Source organism: Proteus vulgaris, assembly GCF_023100685.1.
Classification (GTDB): Bacteria; Pseudomonadota; Gammaproteobacteria; order Enterobacterales; family Enterobacteriaceae; genus Proteus.
In genome coordinates, this window is record NZ_CP090064.1 from 341918 (window position 1) to 361162 (window position 19245).

Consider the following 19245-nt stretch of genomic DNA (forward strand, 5'->3'; position numbering starts at 1 on the left):
TGAATAACATTGTTGTAAATAATAAATCTATTTCTAGAATTAAAATGCAAGTTAATAATATATTTATTTTATAATTTTTTAGTTAGTAAATTCCATGTTGATACTAATCTATGGCTAGATACATATTCGATTTGACGTATATATTGTTTAGGTGTAGTTTAAAGAAAAGACTAAAGAGGTACACATGGAACCATTACAATTGTTTAAAATTTTAGGTGACCAAACCAGACTGGATATCGTGCTATTGTTAAAAGCATCTGGTGAACAGTGTGTTTGCGACATCTATACGGCCTTAAATCTATCGCAACCAAAGACTTCTCGGCACCTAGCAATGCTTAGAGAGTCGGGTCTTTTGCTCGATTCAAAACATGGTAAATGGGTTCATTATCGATTATCTCCAGCATTACTACCGTGGGTAAAAAGTATCATTGATGTCACCTATGCCACAGAGAAAAATAGAGTTGCAGATTTACTCAAAAGCTTAGAGACAAAAGAACCTGCGAGTAGCTGTTCTAGATAAAAATTTTTAAGTCAACATATTCGAAAAAACATATGTGAGGTTTAGGTATGAAAAAACTAGAAGTATTTGATCCCGCATTATGCTGTAGCACTGGTGTTTGCGGAACCGAAGTCGATCAAGCATTGGTAGACTTCGCAACAGATGTGGATTGGTTAAAAAAACAAGGGGCAAGTATAAGACGTTTTAATTTAGCACAAGAGCCTATGGAGTTCGTTAACAACACAAAAGTAAAAACATTTTTGGAAACCGCAGGTGCCGAGTCACTTCCACTATTGATTCTTGATGGTGAGATTGTGCTGACTGGTCGATACCCAAAACGACATGAGCTAGCAAGATGGTTTGGTATTCGACCGAATATTGAAAAAGCCGAAATTGTTAAATCGTGTTGTGGTAATGATAAAACGTGTTGTTAACAGGAGCAATAAAATGAAATTTTTAGATAACACACCTAATTATTTATTTTTTACAGGAAAAGGTGGTGTGGGTAAAACCTCTATTTCCTGTGCGACTGCAATTAAGTTGGCTGAAAAAGGGAAAAAAGTTTTACTGGTGAGTACTGATCCAGCTTCTAATGTTGGGCAAGTATTCTCTCAATTGATAGGCAACAATATTAAGCCAATAACATTGGTTCCAAATCTATTTGCTATTGAAATAGACCCTCAAGCCGCAGCCGAGGAATATCGAAACAAAATTATTAATCCAATCAAAGAAAGTTTACCTGAAGCGGTAATTCAAAGTATTACGGAACAGCTATCAGGTGCCTGTACCACAGAGATTGCAGCTTTCGATGAATTTACTGGGTTGTTAACCAATACCGAAATTACAGAGCAATTTGACCATATCATTTTTGATACCGCACCAACGGGGCATACCATCCGTTTATTACAACTCCCGAGTGCATGGAGTGATTTTATTAGTGACAATCCTGATGGTGCGTCATGTTTAGGGCCAATGTCTGGTCTTGATAAACAACGTGAGCAGTACAGTATGGCGGTGGAAGCGTTGAGTGATAAATCACTAACAAGGTTAGTATTAGTTGCACGACCTCAATCAGCGGCATTGAGAGAGGTTGCGAGAACCTATAGCGAGTTGTCATCTCTGGGTATCAGAAATCAGCAATTGATTGTCAATGGTGTTTTCCCTGAAACGGCGGTGACTGAAAATGATAAGTTATCCCATGCGCTCTACTCTCGTGAACAAACGGCATTAGCGTCTATGCCTGAAGCACTACGCTCGTTACCTATCGATATTCTTTATTTACAAAATATCAATATGGTGGGTGTCGATGCACTGAAACAGTTGTTATCGAATGACATGCCACAAATTCCAACTATTACCCCGACAAAACAACCTATGTCTTTACCTACCTTGTCAGAACTGGTTGGCGAAGTATCCCAGCAACAGCATGGGCTGGTTATGTTAATGGGCAAGGGTGGTGTAGGGAAAACAACGATTGCGGCATCAATCGCAGTTAAATTGGCAGAAAAAGGGCTTGATGTCCATTTGACCACATCTGATCCAGCCGCGCATATTGAATCAACCCTCGATGGTGTTTTACCCAATCTTCAAGTTAGCCGAATTGATCCTATAGCTGAAACTGAACGTTATCGTAATTATGTCTTAGAAACAAAAGGGAAAGATTTAGATGCCGAGGGGCGTGCATTACTAGAGGAGGATTTACGCTCTCCATGCACAGAAGAAATTGCGGTATTTCAGGCTTTCTCTCGCATCATTAGAGACGCGGGTAAACGTTTTGTCGTCATGGATACTGCGCCGACTGGGCATACATTATTACTTCTAGATGCAACAGGGGCATACCATAAAGAAATTGCTAAAAAAATGGGCGAAAAAGGCCACTATTTAACGCCGATGATGCAATTACAAGATCCTGAACGCACCAAAGTTATTATTACGACTCTCGCTGAAACTACGCCTGTGCTTGAGGCGGAGAACTTACAAAATGATTTAATACGGGCAGACATACATCCGTGGGCGTGGGTGATCAATAACAGTCTATCTATCACGGAAACAACATCACCATTGTTACTTTCAAGAGCAGAACAGGAAGTCGCTCAGATTGAAAAGGTGACATCAACATTGGCAAAACGTGTTGCTATTGTTCCTTTGCTTGAAACAGAGCCTGTGGGGATATCTGCATTAAGTCAGCTCGCAGAATAAGTCTTATTTTCTAAAAATAAAAGGTGCGGAAAAGCACCTTTTAAATGAGGTTGTTATGTTTATTGCCGCTTTAATTTTTATTTTAACGATCACCTTTGTTATTTGGCAGCCCAAAGGACTGGGTATTGGCTGGAGTGCTACGGCAGGGGCTGTATTGGCACTGATCTTTGGTGTGATCAGTTTTCAAGACATCCCGATTGTTTGGAACATTGTTTGGAATGCCACGACGACATTTGTTGCCGTCATTATCATTAGCCTACTTTTAGATGAAAGTGGTTTCTTTGAATGGGCGGCATTACATGTTGCCAAGTGGGGCGGGGGTAAAGGAAAACTGTTATTCAGTTATATCGTGTTACTTGGTGCAACGGTTGCGGCCTTATTTGCCAATGATGGCGCAGCATTGATATTAACGCCCATTGTGATTGCGATGTTATTGGCACTTGGTTTCAACAAAGGCACGACATTAGCATTTGTCATGGCTGCTGGATTTATTGCCGATACGGCAAGTTTGCCGCTGATCGTTTCGAACCTCGTGAATATCGTTTCTGCGGACTTCTTTAATATTGGATTTACTGAATATGCATCGATTATGGTGCCAGTGGATATTGCCGCAATTATTGCAACATTAGCGATACTGCATTGGTTTTTCCGCAAAGATATTCCTAAACAATATGATGTTACCAAACTGAGTGAACCGACTTTAGCCATTAAGGACATGACAACGTTTAAAGCAGGTTGGCTGGTATTGGTACTGCTACTTATTGGTTTCTTTGTCTTAGAACCATTAGGTATTCCAGTGAGTGCGATTGCGGCTATTGGTGCCTTAATTCTTTGGGTGATTGCAGCCAGAGGCCATACGATTAATACCAAAAAAGTATTACGTGGCGCACCGTGGCAAATCGTCATTTTCTCTTTAGGTATGTACTTGGTTGTTTATGGTTTAAGAAATGCAGGGTTAACCGATTATCTTTCTGAAACGCTCAATTACCTTGCCGATAAAGGGTTATGGGTTGCAACAATTGGTACGGGATTTATAACTGCATTTTTATCCTCAATAATGAATAACATGCCAACGGTATTAATTGGTGCCATGTCCATTGAAGGAAGTGAAGCATCAGGGTTAATTCAGCAAGCAATGGTTTATGCGAATGTGATTGGTGCCGATTTGGGTCCAAAAATCACACCAATAGGTAGTTTGGCGACATTGCTGTGGCTGCATGTTTTATCGCAAAAAAACATGACCATTACATGGGGATATTATTTCAAAACCGGGATTATCATGACTATCCCTGTGCTCATTGTCACACTCGTTGCTTTAGTACTTCGACTTTCACTGTTAAATTAAAGGTAACCCCATGAATGAGATCACTATCTACCATAATCCCAATTGTGGCACTTCGCGTAATACCCTTGCCATGATCCGCAATAGTGGTGTTGAGCCAACGATTATTTACTATCTAGAAACGCCACCGACTAAGGATGTGTTAGTACAGCTTATCGCCGATATGAAAATTACAGTGAGGGCGTTATTACGAAAAAATGTTGAGCCGTATGAGCAATTAAATTTAGAACAAGATAGCTATACAGATGACCAACTCATTGATTTCATGTTGCAGTACCCAGTATTGATTAATAGGCCGATTGTTGTCACCCCTCTAGGTGTAAAGTTGTGCCGGCCTTCAGAGGTAATCCTCGATATTTTACCTCAATCTCTAAAGAGTAATTTCATAAAGGAAGATGGTCAAATAGTGATTAGTGGTCACAATATAAAAAACAAAAAAGAAGAGACTGATTAGCATAAAATTGAGTGTTGCTGGTGACTTCAACACTCAGTATATTTTATGTTTTTATGTATTTAATTGAATAAAATTTTTTGTTGTAAACAACACATAATCATCCATGATCCTCTCTAGCCCACAGTTCTCCATTTGCCTGCCAATTATCCATTCCACTAGCTGTTCTTCAGTTTTCATCTTCAAAGCACCCAGCCAATTATCTAACGGAAAACTTAGCATCAAATCATACCAGCACAGCCATATTAGTTTGGGATATAGCTCAGGATTATTGAACTTGTTAAACAGATAAATCAGTTTGTTGGCAAACGAACGTTGTTCAAGTCGCATTCACTCACTAAGTAGGATGCCCTCCAGCAGTGCAGTAGGCGGTTATCGACCTCTAGGCTCACATCCATATCAGATTGTACTGATAATGCCTCAGGGAGCGTTTACCGTGAATTAAGCGGTGTAGACATACAGGAACGACAGCACACCCGCTGTCGTTATCAGGAAAGCGTATATCAGCCACCATAAGCTGGTGGCTATTCTTAATGAGGGGGGTGGTACATTCACTGACAAACCGCGAGTTTGGTAAAACCATTCAACCAGTGTTGGTAATGGCGTAGTAATGCCTCATGGTGGGCATGATACTTTTTCATAGTTGAATTTCCGATGGATGTTGCGGTTTGTACGGGAAGGGTAGCTAAGCTCTGGATTTGGCAATGCGCTCCTGCAACCAGTTTTCAATCTCACTCTTCAACCAGCGAGAGCTTCGACCCAGTTTGATTGGCTTCGGAAACTCACCATCTTGGATGAATTTATAGAACCATTTGTCAGATAACCCGGTTAAACGGGTTATGAATATCATATCAACAAATTGGTCGTCTAATAACGAAATAGATTGCGTAGGCATATTTAATCCTCTGTCTTTAGGTTTAAAGGCAGAAGGGATATCGAGAATGAAACGGGATATCCCTTCTTCAAAAGATATCCCCTTGTTGTAAAAAACTACCGACTACAGCCGAATGAACGTTCACCATCTCCGTAATGTTTGGTGCGGTGCTTTGATAAATACAGACAGCGTTCATTTAATGCTGAAATTTGATTGTCAATTTCAGTTGAATTGGCGTCAAGCCAATAAGTTGGATTTTCTGGGAAATGGACTAAATAACGATTTTTAGGATAGGTAATGTTCATTGCACTACACCAAGCTTATTGTATTAACATGCCTAAGCAGATGTCATCCTGATTGAAGTTGACCAAATATCCTTATTGATTATCAATAAGATGCGGTAGTGCTTTTTATTATTTACCTCTCCTGTTTCTTTCACCCAAACATGATCATTGCTCAGATAATACCATAAAGTGATAGATTAAATTCAGTGCTCATTGGTAAGAAAAGAAAATATTTTTATAAGTTAGTTATAAGAGTAAATGAGATAAAAAGATCAGAAAAACGGCTACAATATTAAGATAATTTATGTTTTTCATTGAAATTTGACAAAATAGGATGTCGTAATGAACAAGAAGCTAAAATTGATACTAGGATTAAGTTTATCACTGTTATCTATAAATGCTTATGCAGTAACTTGGGATGAATTAGAAGCGGTAAAGACTTCAGAAGGATCTTCACCTTTTGAGGGGTGTAATGAGTCTATTTCATGTGAGCTTTTAGCTGAGGAAGGGCGATATAGCGTGGTACAAACTCAGTTAGGAAGGGACTGTGAATCAGGTGGTATCTGGGTTGTTAATGCTAAGAATAAGCAAGCAGTCTTTATGCCTAAGATGACTAACTGCGATTTTGATATTGAAAAAAATGCCGTGGTTATTTATCCACAGCAAGGATATGCCAATATTTATCAAGGTAGCACGAATGCAACACCAAGTATAAGTGAAGTCGAGTTACCTTAATTAAATAATGAACTTAATGATCGCTGTAATCCACCGCTATAATTTAGGCGGTGGATTACAGATAATAGATAAATGTATTAATAATAGAAACGACAGATACAGTTATTCCTCATGATTAACATGATAAGAGTGAGTGTAATGGAATAATTTAACTCAGAAATAAGCGAGGTAAGCGAAAATGGGAAGGGTGTTAATTACTTTCTTGATTCTCTAATCTTCTTTTCTAACCATTTTTCTACTTCACATTTATACCAGCGTGAACTTCGCCCTAGTTTAATGGGTTCAGGAAATTCACCCTTTTGAATCAGTGCATAAAACCATTTATCGGTGAGTTTAGTAAATTGAGTAATAAATTTCATATCGATTAACTCACCGTCTAGTAAAGAAGTGGGTTGTGTATTCATAATAATGCTCCTGTCTTTTATGGGAATGAAAAGGCAGAAGTCGTCTCTTAATTAAAGGAAGAGTATGACTTCTATATCATTACTCTTCCGTGTAAAAAAAGACTATTAGAGGCTATAACCAATCGAACGATAAGCATCGCTATAGTCTTTTGTGTGGTGTTTAGCTAAGTATTTAACTCGCATTAAAAGGGAATTTACGTCTTGTTTAAAAGAAGGTGAGTTTCCATCTAAATAATATTTCCCGTACTCTGTAAAATGGACTAAAGAAGCATTAGCAGGGTAATTAATATTAAGTACGCTACACCAAGCAGATTGAATAATGGAAGATAAGCTATTATCACTTTCATTATATCGACCTAATGTGTAATAGATGTCTTTATTCAGCAATAAAAGAAGGTGGTAATGCTTTTGTTTATTCCTTTCACCGTATTCTCTTACCCAAACATAATGTAATGGATTATTGAGTCGCCTACCCCAAGCTTTCTCTTTTCTTCTCGTATCACTGATTAGTTTTGCTTTGAGTGATTCGATAAAGCGAGTCATCACTTTATTATTAGGTGGAATATCACTAGAGGAATAAGGAAAGCGTAGATCAACACGAATAGCAATAATACGTGATAATGAATTTATCGCATCATTAATCACATCGCGAATGATTGTGAGGTAAGACGAATTGTAACTCTCGTCAGGGTAGTTAATAAGCATGATCTTTATCCTTGATAATGGGTTTATTCATATCAATGGATGGTTTATTTATTTTTAACTTTATATCTTATTGTGGATGGTTTAATTGAACAGTTATTGGTGAGTTAATATGAATGCTTAATATATCTTACTGAAAGAGTGCTTAGTGATGACTTGCTTATCTTTATCACTGAGAGATATATCAGTAAGGTCGTTATATAAGTAAGGTGAATATGTAACAAAGATAACGATGTAATAATCTTAGGTATATTACTATACCAACAAAGGGGAGTTTACCCTCAGTCATCGTTGAGAAAAAACAGGCTTTCTATACCCTCTTTTTTTGCGTTTCCTTTCCCCTTTTTTACTCTGATATTAGTTTTAATTATCATCATCTATTTTTCCTTGTACTTTCTATGTAAAATGATAACTTGTGTGTTTTAAAATGATAACAATTGTATTTTTTTAGATAACATTTGTTTTTAAATAGATAAGGTTTATGTGATGATTTTAGAGGAAATGAGAGAGGATTTTTACTTTGTTTTACCTGATAAGAAGGATGCTTATATTGAAACTCAGGTTGATAAAGAGTTGTTGGAAAAACTAGGAAGGTTAAAACAGGATTATTGTTTTTTTACAGAAGTTAAACATAATGAAAAAAAATACTTTATGTCTATTGTTGAGTATATTTATGAATATTTTAATAGAATAAAAATAAGAGGAATACAAAATGAGGAGATTAATCATCAACTCATTTACATACTGCGTGAACAGATGTATAAAAAAACTTATTTATATAGAAAAATAAAAGAATATCATGAACTAATTACAACGATAAATAAAAATAGATATATGCTCTGTTTTTCGTTAGGAATGGATCAATTTAATAATGAGCCTGATTTTGATTTTTATGATGAATATAAGAAGGTATTATCTTGTTTTTTTAATAACATCCGTTCTCGTGCATTTTATCGAGATTTTGTGATAGGTTATTTCTGGGTTCTTCTTAAAAAAAAGAAAAATAATAACTGCTATGCTCATATTAACTTTTACTTAAAAGAGGAGGGTTTTAATAAAAAACTAATAAGGGAAATAAACAGTGTTTGGCGAAAGGTTATTAAATCAGAAAATAGAACAGGTGAGGTTTTATATTTCACAATGAAAGAAAATATCAACCCGGCTGAACAGTATGAAAGTATGGGTGATAGTACCACAAGAAGAAAGATAAAAAAGAAATATGAAAAAGTGGTTTCTATTGCATCCATAAAAAATGATAAAACCCTTATTCTTTACCCTGATTTTAATGAAGGTAATGAAAATTATGAATACTATTTTAATAACAGCAATAAAAAAGAGTTTTTTGAAAATTACCTTATATCGTTAGCAAAAAAATCTTTTTATATACCGAATTTTAGAGGGTGTGGTACGGCATCAGTAGAAATGGCAAAAAATAAACTAAAAAAAGATAAGGAAAAGAATAAATCAAAAAAATCTTAGATATATATTAATCACGCGAAGCCAAACAAAAGGCTTTATCATTGAAGCGACACACCCTGTCGTTTCAGTCTTTTTTATTATTCAAAAATAATCAATTTGCCTGCCATATCCTGTCAGTCGGGTGTTTTATAGTAATGCCATCTTATATTTAATGAGGTATACCAAGATGGCAACTTATCGTATTGATGCAGATTTATCCTTTATTGGGCAATGCAGTAATGAAGACCTCTCGTTATTATTATCAGTATTAACGCATGATGTTAAAGACGGTGAAAAACGTTGGTCTGAAACCTTAACAAGCACGCCTGAATATCAACTCTTCTATCCTAATCACCAAAAATATTGGCCTGCTATTTGTGCTGAATTACAAACCTATGGTGCTAATAGCGTCGTCAGTTTATTTCGCGGTAATAAAGGCGTGCTATACCGTGAAATATTAACGGACGTCTGTGATAAGTTGGCGGTGAATTACGCCACAAACAGTGAAACAGAAACCATTGAATTAAATCTTTTATTAAAAGTCTTTGAAAAAAGCTTAGATAACATGACACAGGAGGAATTAAAAACACTGGCTCAAGAATTACAATTAAATCTCACCAATCCCACCCCGCAATTGGTGTTAATTGCCATGCAGGCCGCCATTAGAACATCCGGTTTTGCGGCCTTAGAACTTGCGACCTTATCCGCTATCAGCGTGATTAATGCCTTAGGCGGTGTAGCGACCTTTGGCACGCTGTTTGTGGCTCAACGCGCGCTGTCGTTTATTGCTGGGCCTATTGGTCTCGCTCTCAGTTCTGCTTGGCTACTGTCTGATATCGCAGGCCCCGCCTATCGTGTCACGGTACCGGCTTGCATTATTGTGGCTTATTTACGCCAAAAACACCTTTCTCACGACTAACGTCATTTTTCGCTTGTTGGCTTTAACGGAATAACGTCTATGTCATTGTCTCAACATCGTCATGACCGTTTAGCACAACGGTTAGCCTTTATTATTACGCAGTTGTTTAAAGGCGAAACGCTGTCGCTGACGGCATTGGCACACGAGTTTAATGTGTCAGTGCGCACTTTACAGCGTGACTTTAATGAACGATTGATTTATCTCGACTTGGAATACAAAGACGGCTGTTATGGGTTAGCGAAATCACAACGTCTTTTTAGAACCGATAAAGACATTCTGCAATTTGCGTCCATGACAAGTATGGTGCCGTTCTTTCCTTCTCTCGATAGAAAGCTTATTTCGGTGTTATTAGACACCGAAGAAGCTCCACCTTATCTGATTTATCACGAGGCACCTCAGCATTCACCTTCGCTGTTTGGCGCGTTTGCTGTATTGACGCAAGCCATTATTGATAAACGCTGTATTCAATTTTTGTATCGCGATACGACCGTAAAAGGGATTGCGCCTTATAAGCTGATTTACTTCGACGGCTATTGGTATTTTTGCGGTGCCAAAGAGAAAGCGATACAGGTTTTCTACATGAAAGAGATGAGTGATGTGTTTGTCACCCAACGTACCTTTATTAAACAAAAGGAGATAGAACACCTAATACAACAACCCCAATTTATTACCGCATTACCTCACTTTCACTATATCAAGGCACTGACTTCGCCCTCTTAGTCCAGTGAGCAATAAGGAGTTTTATGATGTTTTCATTCAATCGAGGTGTCGCAAGCTTACTCGGTACCGTCACTACGCTTTATCTCGCCTACCAAGCCCAAGCACGCTGTAAGGTGAATAGGTTACACGATGATGTCTCCATTCCCTTACAACGCGCGGTGCGACTGCTGATGGCCTTTATGACGGTGGTGATTATCGGTGGGATATCTGACGCCATGATAAAAGCCACTTTCTCTTCTTTATAAGTAATACGTACTTTTTATTATTGTATTAATAATTTGATTCATTAAGGAATTTTATGATGTTTAAGAAAATCAGTTTATTCGTGATGAGTGCAGTGATTATTCCTTCCGCAAGTGCCCTTTATTTACCCGGTGAAGTTCAACCTGACCGTTATACCTATTATTTAACCCCTGAATTTGCACAAACGTTAAAAGTGGAAAATGATAAACGGGAAGGTAAATGGCGTGCAGGATTGCCAGCAGGACAACTTATTTCAGAAACTGATTGGCGAAAATCGGGGAATAAACCTGCCCCAAAAGCAATTACCTGTATCAGCAGTATTTACTTTAATACGGGTGCACAAGCGAATTGGTTAAAAGTGGCGTGTTTAGATAACCAAGGTCTTGAGTACAGCACGTCACGTCAATGGCCCGCTAAGTCCATCGCCACTAAAGTGTGTAAAGTGGGTGAACCACACTGTGAGTCATTTTTAACCTTACAATCAGATACATGGTCTGGCCCTCAATGAGTCAATATAGGTTGATAGCGTTATTAACATCAACACGTTTCCTTTTTATATGCCACTCAAATTGAGTGGCTTTTTTTTGAGGTTTTTCTATGTCGTTATGTCGATGGGTTGCCCAAGCCAGTGGGGCACTTGTGGTTTTAGCGTCCGCCTACTGTGCCCAAAAAGCGGTGGATGAAGCGTTACAGCAACGCCCTGAACTCAGTGATGATAGCCGTCAAACAGCCCGTTTGGGTGCGGCGTTTACGTGTGCCGTTATCGTCGGCAGTGTGGTGGATAAAAGCATACAAGCGCTTTTTAAACCCTAACTATCGCGATGGGCCGTTGGTTTTACTCACTCCATCCTGATTTGCTTTCATTAACATTTTAATCCCTATAACGAGGCTCATCACGCCTCGTTTTTTTATGCCCTCAACAAGGAAATTTATCATGTCTTCAATTGAACACGTTATCTCTAAAGAAGTTTCGTTACACCATCGTGATAATTTTTGGTTTCAGCACTTTGGTGCTATTCCACAATGGTTAAAAATAGAATCCGTTATCTTTCACACCCTCGACCAATTATGCCCTGACTATCACGGCGGTTTTTGGTCGTTCTGTACGTTATCAAATCAAGGCGCTTACCTTTACCCTGATTTGCTTGAAGAGAAGCTGCTATTAATCAATCCGCATAACGGGCATGAAGCGCAGGTTTCGCCTCACGCGATGGGCATTGTCGTGTGCTTATTAGTTTTCAGCTTGTGGTCATTTAAAACAGAGAGTGAGGTGATGTGTGAACGTTTTTATCAACTGAAGGATTTTGCTTCGCAACACCCAGAAGCAGAGGTCATCTTTTACCTGATTGATTAATCCGTTATCCCCCATTTACATTTGCCTTTCTGCATTCACCCATTTGTCTTATTTCTATTGACATTATTTCACCGTATTTAACGCGTTTATTTATCTCACCTAATCCAATATATTATTTAAGGAATTGATGATGAGTCGATTAGCCTCACGCTTTGGGCGTGCCAACAGTATTCGTCGTGACCGTCCACTCACAACAGAAGAGTTATTTTGTACCGTACCCAGTGTCTTCTCTGAAGAAAAACATGAGTCGAGAAGTGACCGTTATACTTATATCCCCACTATTACTTTACTTGATAGCCTACAAAAAGAAGGGTTTTATCCGTTCTTTGCCTGCCAGACTCGTGTACGTGATGCTAGTCGTCGAGAGCACACCAAACACATGCTTCGCCTGAGACGATATGACCAAATTACCGGTAGTCAAGTACCTGAAATTATTCTCTTAAATAGTCACGATGGCTCAAGCAGTTATCAAATGTTACCGGGCTTATTTAGAGCGGTATGTCAGAATGGGCTAGTGTGCGGTGATACCTTCGGTGAAGTGCGAGTGCCACACAAAGGTGATGTTGTTGGCAAGGTAATTGAGGGAGCATATGAAGTACTAGAAACGTTTGATGCAGTAGCTGAAAAGCAAGAACAAATGCAATCGTTATTGTTACCGCCACCAGCACAACAAGCCTTAGCGCAAGCTGCACTCACATATCGTTATGGCGAGGAGCATCAACCAATTACAGAGAACCAAGTATTACAACCTCGTCGTTGGGAAGATAAGAAAGATGATCTTTGGACGGTATACCAACGTTTGCAGGAGAATTTAATCAAGGGAGGATTATCGGGAAGGAATACGAAAGGTAAGCGAGCACGTACTCGTTCAGTTAATGGCATTGATGGTGATATTAAATTGAATAAGGCACTGTGGGTAATGACAGAAAAGATGCATGAACATTTTTCTGGAAGGGAAAGTATATAGATAATAGTAGCACATTGTTTTTCATCAAATAATGTGCTTGCTATTTATTTGCTGGTGGCCTTATTTTTTTGTTAAAAATGCTATATTGTTGTTCAATTTTACCAAACAACTGCGGATTGTCAGTTTTGTCCTAGAGGCGGATACATATAAGCATTAAGTTGAAACGTGAGTTCGTATGTCTTAAATTGAAAGGCAATTTCAAGGAGCATAAGGATATTTTAAAATTGAAGACATTAGATTTAGTTCACGACTTTGGCAATAATAGAACTTCAGGGGCTGGGGGAATTTGCAGAGTAAGATGTTACATAAATCAAGAAAAAATTATTGTATTGTTAACAGACTTGGGGGCATTAAATGATGGCCTGTCAGTAACTAATGGGGTGGAAAAGATAATAAGTTCAGTCATTGAACATGGGATAGTTACACAACCTGACATTTTCATAGAGCATTACGAAAGAAACTCACATGAGCTTGATACGTTTGATATTGTGAGTATAAGCCCAAAAACAGAATGGGAATCAATATCAAGAAAAAAAGTATTAGGCATACTCGGTTGTGATGAAGATGAGCTTTCCGAACGAAGTATAAATAACAGAAAAATTTATGAGCAAGCAGATAAAATAAGATACGCTCGAGATCCTTTTGTCGATTCAACTTATATTCCATCACCAGAGTTTATTTCTCGCAAGTGTGAAATATTACACTCTATGATTCCCAAATCTTCAATTGTTCAACTAATTGAATCAGGTGCAAAAGAACAAGAAATACAGAGGGTTTTAAAAAAAGATTTATCTTTAATTGCAGAAGCTTACGTCCGCGGTGATGAATACATTTGTTTTTCCGAATATCCGTTAGCTGACGGATCAATCGATTTTGTAATTTTCACAGGAAGGTCGCGTATGGATATCATACTGATTGAAGTGAAAGGTGCTAACTTTAACTTAATTAATGCAAATAGCTACGGCTCATTTAACCATAAGGTGAGTGATGCCGCAGAACAGATCCAAAAGAGGCTTGGTATAATCTATAGGAATTATGAATTATTTAGGAAAAATGCCCATGAAAAACGAATGAAAGTTTTATCGGGTGATTTAATTCATAATGCATTTGTTGGGCCTGAATCATGCGTACAAGTGGATCCGAACAAAGATGTATACATTCGCTCTGTTGTTATTGGGGGGCGTACAGTAAACGATTTAGAGGAAAGTAAAAAACGCCATGACTATGAAATGCGCTCGACTCCACCTATCCGTATTGAATCTTGGGATACTTGGCTTAGGAGGTTAACGCGATAGTTTACGTGAACAGTATCAGAATATAGCTTTTGTTCAGCAAGTTCAAAGTAGCGCTTCATCGGAGATATATCGAAAACAGTTAGAAAATTCTAATTTAACGTGTCTCAATTAATGGGAAGTAGACAATATGACTACCCCTGTACTCTGTTTTAAAAATTATGAGGTGCCATAAAATGCTTCTAAAAATGGGTTGGAAGGTAAGCCAATCACTAATGGTGTAATGCTTATACGAACCTCATCGATATGATTAACAATACCGAATCCAGTGAAATTACCTCGTCCGCCTGAAGGGCGAAACTGAACAAAAGCTGTGCTTGTAGTAATCCAACGAGGATCAATGATAAGCGTCGCTTTTACTCCTGAGAATGAGGTGTAAATTTGTGGGTCTGTCGAAATATTTCCACGAACCGCATGTACATAGGCATCTAGAGACCTAGGCATTTCTATATTTTTTGTACGGAATTGCTGATCAAAGGCAACAATTGCCCCTCTACCTTGATGTCCAAGCTCAATTAATTTTTCAGGTGTGATGGCTTTAATTTCTATTTTTTTAAAGAGATTTTCAAATGCTATCATCAGGTAATTTAAGTTCCATCCTAACTCATGTAGCGCAATGATTTTATTGTACTTAGATAGATCAATTTTGAAGCCAGCATGAGCTGCTAAGGTAAGTAATCTTGGAATATTTAGGTAGTAAAAATGATGTAATTTAGTTTTCCATGGACTTTCGACTTTGAATCTATCCTTTAGCCAAATAGAATGATCACTCCGGAGTGCTAACAGGGTTTCAACAGAGAATCGTTCTACTGCAGAATCAATCTCTGAGTGATGATTGCAGCAAAGTAGTAATAAATTTGACTCATGATTTCGTTGCTCAATAGTTAACGATGAATTCCCTCTTGGCCCCTCTGGCTGTTCCGCAACAATGTGAGCTACCTGACCAATAAACTGAGATGATAGCCCACTCTCATCTTCAATGAGCAATCTTTCTCTACAAATTACACAGCAACCACCATCTCTTACCCAAACAATTCGTCTTACTTTTTGACTAATGGGCATAACATATTTACCTTTTAAGTAATTTTGTTGTTCTTACATTAATTTTTTTGATTCATTGAAATCTAATATCGAATATGTGAGTCTCTGAATAATGGTTTGATTATAATTCAACTCAGTTGCACTATAACTAAGGTCACTATTATTTATCCAGTTATATCAAATCATTAAATGAAACTCCAGTGGCTGGTTAAATAGCCTTAGGATTCAAAAGTTGTTTATAGCTGATTTCCATTTTTTCTATGAAATCAGCTCTAATATCAGGAAATCCTGATGTTAATGTTTCTTTTTCTTTTATTTTGAATAACATATATAGATAGCTTTGAGAAATGTGTTCAACATGAACTGAAGGAAAAGGTCTATTTTTTATGATCTTTTTATTTAGCTCACAATCATCAATCATATTGTATTGATCGCCAGTTATATCAATTACAATATCGTCGATCTCTAGCCAATAATGGGTTATTTCTTCACTCTTACCTGTTGCTGCGGATACACCTTTAAGTTCAAGGTTTGGCCATTTTTTTAGAAAATGGTATGCTAAAAGCATTGAGGAAAGCTTGCAGCTCATAATTGGAAAGCAATCTATTACAAGTTATGTATTTGATTTATCACAGTTGTTAAGTAGTTCTCGAAATTTTGATGCTTCTTTTCTGAGCTCGTTTATCGTTTTCATTGTTTTGACTTATTAGCATGTTTTAGGCTGACAAAGTATAAACCAAGTGTTGTTCTAATTTTTATATCTATTAATGCAATGTTTTCATTGTGGGTACATTTCCGGGTATAAAAATAATCACTAAAAATATATTATTTAAATTTCATGTTGTTAGTCTTTCTTTGCGAGTCCGGCCTTCGCACCATAAGAACATCAATGGACGTCACAAGACGTCTTGTTTGTATCTAAAATCCCAGTTCTACAAGGCTTTTCCCCACTTTTCAGTCTTCCCAAGTATACTAAGGTCAACCCACATCAAGTACCTGCTGTTGGTATATGTGTTGGTATCTCTCGATTCGATAATAGTTTGTACCAACAGAAGGAGATAAATCATGGCTCTTACTGATGCTAAAGTCAGGGCTGCTAAGCCTTTGGATAAATCGTATAAATTAACAGACGGTGATGGTATGCACTTGATGGTACATACCAACGGCTCAAAATATTGGCGTTTACAGTATCGCTTTGGCGGTAAGCAAAAAATGTTAGCGCTGGGTGTTTACCCTGATATTTCACTCGCAGAAGCCAGAGAGAAAAGAGATACAGCCAGAAAGTTAATTGCTAATGGATTTGATCCAAGCGAAAAACGCAAAGAAGTGAAAGAAGAGCAACAAAAGGAATTTAATACTTTTGAGAAGGTAGCTCGTGATTGGCATGCAACCAATAAGAAGTGGTCAGAAGGGCATAGTTATCGAGTCCTCAAAAGCCTTGAGGACAATATCTTTGTTGCTATTGGTAAACGTAATATTGCTGAACTAAAAACTCGCGATCTCCTAGAACCCATTAAAGCCGTAGAGATGTCTGGACGTCTTTATATTGTGGCACGCTTACAACAGCGTGTGACAGCTATTATGCGCTATGGGGGGAGCTGGGCTTTGGGCAGATGACGTTATCGAGAGACAGCTTAGCCATTTGGAAAGAAATAACGTTAAAGTGGCTTATTTGCACACATCACATCATTTAGATGAGCGCCGGCTTATGTTGCAATGGTGGGCTGATTAATCTAGATACCAATAGGCAAAGATTTATCTCGCCTTACGACTACGCCCAATCCACAGGCAGGGAATAACATCCCCACCACCTAAATGTAGTTATTTACTGTTTTAGGTAATTAGGTTTTAAATACTTTTATATATAACTGTTTATACTGTTCACTTTCATATAAATATAGTAATTAATTATTTGATATTGTTAATAAATTTAATTTTGAATAGTTTAACTATAAGTGTGCGCCAGTGTTCATCGGTGTACACTTCTAAAAGCTGGTGGTTGTTAGATAATCCTGCCTGATATTGAGCGAAGCCCTGATTACACGACTGAGGTAACAGAGCTATAACCCTTTACTTATATTACCTTTTATTTCTACCGATTAGCTCACGGTATTAAAAATACTAATATTCGTTATATAGTATTTACCTTTGGCTAAAACAGGATACTGTAGCGTGATATGTTGCACTTAAATGCTACTTTAAGACCTTATGAATAATGACTATTAGCAATAGACTAGTGGGAAAGCTCAGCATTGCAAAAGTAGAAATCAATTCATTTGATTGAGTTAACATATCTGCAATTTCTTGTAGTCCTTGGGGCGTTAGTTGGTCTGACCAAGGTTGATCAAGTTGGTATTTTTTAGTAACCGCATATCCCATCTTTAATAAAAAAAGAATTAAATAATTCGTAATTATAATAAATACCGTTAAGGCCCACTTTACTATACTTTTAGCTTTCATCAGGGGTCTCTGCATCAAAAGTGCTACCAAAAATACCTCTGGATCCCTCAGATGAAATACCGGACGAGCCTACGGTTGATAAGCTTTGGGTTCCTGCTTCATAGCCAGATTGCTTAACTCCTTTCTCAGTGGGTTTTCCGCTATTAATATTAGGATATTTTTCTTTAAACACACCTGTCATTTCAATAATAGTCAGTGAAGAAAAATCGTGTTTTTTACTATCCAGGTAATCTTCTAGCGATAAAGGGATAACAAAAGACTCTTCTCTTTCTATGGGATATTGGGTTCTAGTTGGGGTATAACTGCTATTGAATATTTTTGATCCCCCAGCCTTCAATCCATGGACTGTATGGGTTGTACAATTGCTTGAACTTAAGTCATAGACGTCGATTACATGACCGTAGTTTTTTGTCGCTTCCCCCGCATTTTGGGGTAGCCATGTTGGTTTTGTGCCATTTATCCATAATGAATAGAAATGTTGATATGTTTTTTCAACATCTGCATCGTTGATTGAAAAAACACGAGCATTCATTTTGTACAGCTCATGCCTAAAATAATTTCTAGCATCCTCACCTTGTAAATATATAAGAATACCATCGCCAGCGACGCCAGCAGTACCTGTACGCCCAAATCGACCATAAGTAAAAACGTGAATATGGTTATCTTTGTGAATTGAAATATAAGAGTGTCCTGCCTCTACTCTTTCAGTCCAAACGTAGACTCCATCCGATAGCTGCTCATCAGCTCTATCACACACTCCTATAGCATACTCATTATATGTAGATTGCGAACTATTAAAGTGTTGGTGCGGAGGAGCTATAGGTTTATCTTGTACTACAAGATTATATGCGCGAGACATCGGTTCATCTTCTTTACTGTAGCAATCTGTGATGGAGTTTATCAGTCTTGCTTTACACGGACAGGAGCTAAAGCTATCCAGTGTTCCAGCCATCATTCTACCATTACCCCATACGTTGCTAACACCACCAAGTATGTTGTATGTTCCCGAGTGTTTGCCACAGGTTACTATGTCTCCTTGACGTGCAGCAGACCTTCCATAAAATTGAAAGGTATCATCACCCGTTAAAATCTGACCGCCACAGGTTGTTTTATCGCCAACTCGTAAAAAATATCCTATAGCCATATCTGTCCCTAAACGTAATTGAACTTAAGTTAAATGTTATTGTTGACCAGCGTTAAGGTATTGACAAGTTATTTTTAACAATTACTAAGAGTTACAATAGATAAGAGTAGAGTATTGACGTTATTAATAATATCCAATGAAAATGATAAAGATGCTA

At 37.7% G+C, this 19245-nt stretch carries 23 protein-coding genes and 1 pseudogene; 16 read left to right on the forward strand and 8 right to left on the reverse strand.

Translation table 11 applies throughout. The annotated features are described in order from the left end of the window. The first annotated feature begins 184 nt into the window (after positions 1 to 184). Genes LW139_RS01725 through arsC form a run of 5 tightly spaced genes read left to right on the forward strand, consistent with a single transcriptional unit; the run spans position 185 to position 4494 of the window. The gene (locus LW139_RS01725) at positions 185 to 520 is read left to right on the forward strand and encodes a metalloregulator ArsR/SmtB family transcription factor (RefSeq protein WP_247850533.1); all 336 of its coding nucleotides are present in this window, start codon (positions 185 to 187) and stop codon (positions 518 to 520) included. 47 nt (positions 521 to 567) lie between these two features. Next, the gene (gene arsD, locus LW139_RS01730) at positions 568 to 933 is read left to right on the forward strand and encodes an arsenite efflux transporter metallochaperone ArsD (RefSeq protein ID WP_247850534.1); all 366 of its coding nucleotides are present in this window, start codon (positions 568 to 570) and stop codon (positions 931 to 933) included. Positions 934 to 946: 13 nt separating this feature from the next. Further along, complete coding sequence (gene arsA, locus LW139_RS01735; protein WP_247850535.1) at positions 947 to 2698, forward strand: arsenical pump-driving ATPase; 1752 nt, start codon at positions 947 to 949, stop codon at positions 2696 to 2698. A 55-nt stretch (positions 2699 to 2753) separates the two neighbouring features. Then, positions 2754 to 4043, forward strand: a complete 1290-nt coding sequence (locus LW139_RS01740; protein ID WP_247850536.1) for an arsenic transporter — start codon at positions 2754 to 2756, stop codon at positions 4041 to 4043. A gap of 10 nt (positions 4044 to 4053) precedes the next feature. Then, positions 4054 to 4494, forward strand: coding sequence for a glutaredoxin-dependent arsenate reductase (arsC, locus tag LW139_RS01745; protein WP_247850537.1), 441 nt, complete (start codon positions 4054 to 4056; stop codon positions 4492 to 4494). 51 nt (positions 4495 to 4545) lie between these two features. Here the strand turns inward: arsC and LW139_RS01750 are convergent, their stop codons facing one another. From LW139_RS01750 to LW139_RS01760, 3 genes are all read right to left on the reverse strand, one after another. After that, complete coding sequence (locus LW139_RS01750; RefSeq protein ID WP_247850538.1) at positions 4546 to 4821, reverse strand: hypothetical protein; 276 nt, start codon at positions 4819 to 4821, stop codon at positions 4546 to 4548. 355 nt (positions 4822 to 5176) lie between these two features. Continuing rightward, complete coding sequence (locus tag LW139_RS01755; RefSeq protein ID WP_247850539.1) at positions 5177 to 5386, reverse strand: helix-turn-helix transcriptional regulator; 210 nt, start codon at positions 5384 to 5386, stop codon at positions 5177 to 5179. A 95-nt stretch (positions 5387 to 5481) separates the two neighbouring features. Further along, on the reverse strand, positions 5482 to 5670 hold the full coding sequence (locus LW139_RS01760; RefSeq protein ID WP_247850540.1) for a YagK/YfjJ domain-containing protein: 189 nt from the start codon (positions 5668 to 5670) through the stop codon (positions 5482 to 5484). Positions 5671 to 5991: 321 nt separating this feature from the next. On the opposite strand from LW139_RS01760, the gene LW139_RS01765 reads away from it, so the two are divergent. Next, the gene (locus LW139_RS01765) at positions 5992 to 6384 is read left to right on the forward strand and encodes a hypothetical protein (protein ID WP_198801226.1); all 393 of its coding nucleotides are present in this window, start codon (positions 5992 to 5994) and stop codon (positions 6382 to 6384) included. 194 nt (positions 6385 to 6578) lie between these two features. Here the strand turns inward: LW139_RS01765 and LW139_RS01770 are convergent, their stop codons facing one another. Together LW139_RS01770 and LW139_RS01775 are read right to left on the reverse strand one after the other, a co-directional pair. Further along, the gene (locus tag LW139_RS01770; RefSeq protein WP_247850541.1) at positions 6579 to 6788 is read right to left on the reverse strand and encodes a helix-turn-helix transcriptional regulator; all 210 of its coding nucleotides are present in this window, start codon (positions 6786 to 6788) and stop codon (positions 6579 to 6581) included. Positions 6789 to 6893: 105 nt separating this feature from the next. Further along, positions 6894 to 7493, reverse strand: coding sequence for an inovirus Gp2 family protein (locus tag LW139_RS01775; RefSeq protein ID WP_247850542.1), 600 nt, complete (start codon positions 7491 to 7493; stop codon positions 6894 to 6896). A gap of 483 nt (positions 7494 to 7976) precedes the next feature. Here LW139_RS01775 and LW139_RS01780 point away from each other — a divergent pair, with 483 nt between their 5' ends. The 9 genes from LW139_RS01780 (at position 7977) to LW139_RS01820 (ending at position 14446) form a co-directional block, all read left to right on the forward strand. Further along, entirely contained in the window at positions 7977 to 8969 is a 993-nt protein-coding gene (locus tag LW139_RS01780) for a hypothetical protein (protein WP_247850543.1), read from the forward strand. Positions 8970 to 9135: 166 nt separating this feature from the next. Next, entirely contained in the window at positions 9136 to 9867 is a 732-nt protein-coding gene (locus tag LW139_RS01785; RefSeq protein ID WP_247850544.1) for a DUF3944 domain-containing protein, read from the forward strand. A gap of 39 nt (positions 9868 to 9906) precedes the next feature. Then, complete coding sequence (locus LW139_RS01790) at positions 9907 to 10587, forward strand: helix-turn-helix transcriptional regulator (protein ID WP_198801231.1); 681 nt, start codon at positions 9907 to 9909, stop codon at positions 10585 to 10587. A gap of 26 nt (positions 10588 to 10613) precedes the next feature. Next, entirely contained in the window at positions 10614 to 10832 is a 219-nt protein-coding gene (locus LW139_RS01795; protein WP_109407367.1) for a hypothetical protein, read from the forward strand. Between the two features lie 56 nt (positions 10833 to 10888). After that, entirely contained in the window at positions 10889 to 11338 is a 450-nt protein-coding gene (locus tag LW139_RS01800) for a hypothetical protein (RefSeq protein WP_247850545.1), read from the forward strand. Between the two features lie 89 nt (positions 11339 to 11427). Then, positions 11428 to 11643 carry a hypothetical protein gene (locus LW139_RS01805; RefSeq protein WP_109407369.1) on the forward strand — a complete coding sequence of 72 codons (216 nt, stop codon included), beginning with the start codon at positions 11428 to 11430 and terminating at the stop codon, positions 11641 to 11643. Positions 11644 to 11764: 121 nt separating this feature from the next. After that, entirely contained in the window at positions 11765 to 12184 is a 420-nt protein-coding gene (locus LW139_RS01810; protein WP_247850546.1) for an antirestriction protein, read from the forward strand. A gap of 130 nt (positions 12185 to 12314) precedes the next feature. Then, entirely contained in the window at positions 12315 to 13151 is an 837-nt protein-coding gene (locus LW139_RS01815) for a DUF932 domain-containing protein (RefSeq protein ID WP_247850547.1), read from the forward strand. Between the two features lie 224 nt (positions 13152 to 13375). Further along, the gene (locus tag LW139_RS01820) at positions 13376 to 14446 is read left to right on the forward strand and encodes a Shedu immune nuclease family protein (RefSeq protein ID WP_247850548.1); all 1071 of its coding nucleotides are present in this window, start codon (positions 13376 to 13378) and stop codon (positions 14444 to 14446) included. Positions 14447 to 14602: 156 nt separating this feature from the next. On the opposite strand, the gene LW139_RS01825 is transcribed toward LW139_RS01820, so the two are convergent. Both LW139_RS01825 and LW139_RS01830 read right to left on the reverse strand, forming a co-directional pair. Next, positions 14603 to 15505 (reverse strand): HNH endonuclease, encoded by a 903-nt coding sequence (locus tag LW139_RS01825; RefSeq protein WP_247850549.1) that lies wholly within the window; start codon positions 15503 to 15505, stop codon positions 14603 to 14605. 187 nt (positions 15506 to 15692) lie between these two features. Beyond that, positions 15693 to 16052, reverse strand: coding sequence for a hypothetical protein (locus tag LW139_RS01830; protein ID WP_247850550.1), 360 nt, complete (start codon positions 16050 to 16052; stop codon positions 15693 to 15695). A 497-nt stretch (positions 16053 to 16549) separates the two neighbouring features. Here LW139_RS01830 and LW139_RS01835 point away from each other — a divergent pair. After that, positions 16550 to 17074 (forward strand): annotated as a pseudogene (locus LW139_RS01835) (tyrosine-type recombinase/integrase); the annotation flags it as partial. A gap of 859 nt (positions 17075 to 17933) precedes the next feature. Here LW139_RS01835 and LW139_RS01840 read toward each other — a convergent pair. Then, positions 17934 to 19088, reverse strand: coding sequence for a PAAR domain-containing protein (locus tag LW139_RS01840; RefSeq protein ID WP_247850551.1), 1155 nt, complete (start codon positions 19086 to 19088; stop codon positions 17934 to 17936). Positions 19089 to 19245 lie beyond the last annotated feature (157 nt).